The sequence below is a fragment of the Shewanella sp. S1-49-MNA-CIBAN-0167 genome (genome assembly GCF_040310145.1).
In the GTDB taxonomy this organism is placed as follows: Bacteria; Pseudomonadota; Gammaproteobacteria; order Enterobacterales; family Shewanellaceae; genus Shewanella; species Shewanella psychromarinicola.
The window spans coordinates 1-251 of record NZ_JBEOPO010000398.1 but is presented as its reverse complement, the minus strand read 5'-3'; the positions used below and the strand labels follow the sequence as shown (position 1 = coordinate 251).

1 protein-coding gene is annotated in these 251 nt (G+C 37.1%); it reads right to left on the bottom strand.

The genetic code is table 11. The features are described from left to right. Window positions 1–251: ADP-ribosylglycohydrolase family protein (locus AAEZ00_RS21795; protein ID WP_351090088.1), on the bottom strand; the 251-nt coding region annotated here is incomplete at both ends.

The following is a 251-nucleotide window of genomic DNA, read 5'->3' as shown; positions in this document are numbered from 1 at the left end:
CTCTTTCACCATAATAGGCACCTGCTAGTTGACCATATATTGCTCCAGTTGTATCTGCATCCTCACCTAAATTGACCGCTAACAGTGCACCTGTTTCAAATGAATCACTATGGAAAAATGCCCATAATACAGCTTCCAAGGTATGCATTACATATCCACTTGCTCGAATATCTTTTGCTTTTTTGTTCTTGTATTGTTCTTCTTTTATTAATTTTAGTACGGAATCACAAAGTGGGTTTTGTTCCCAATAC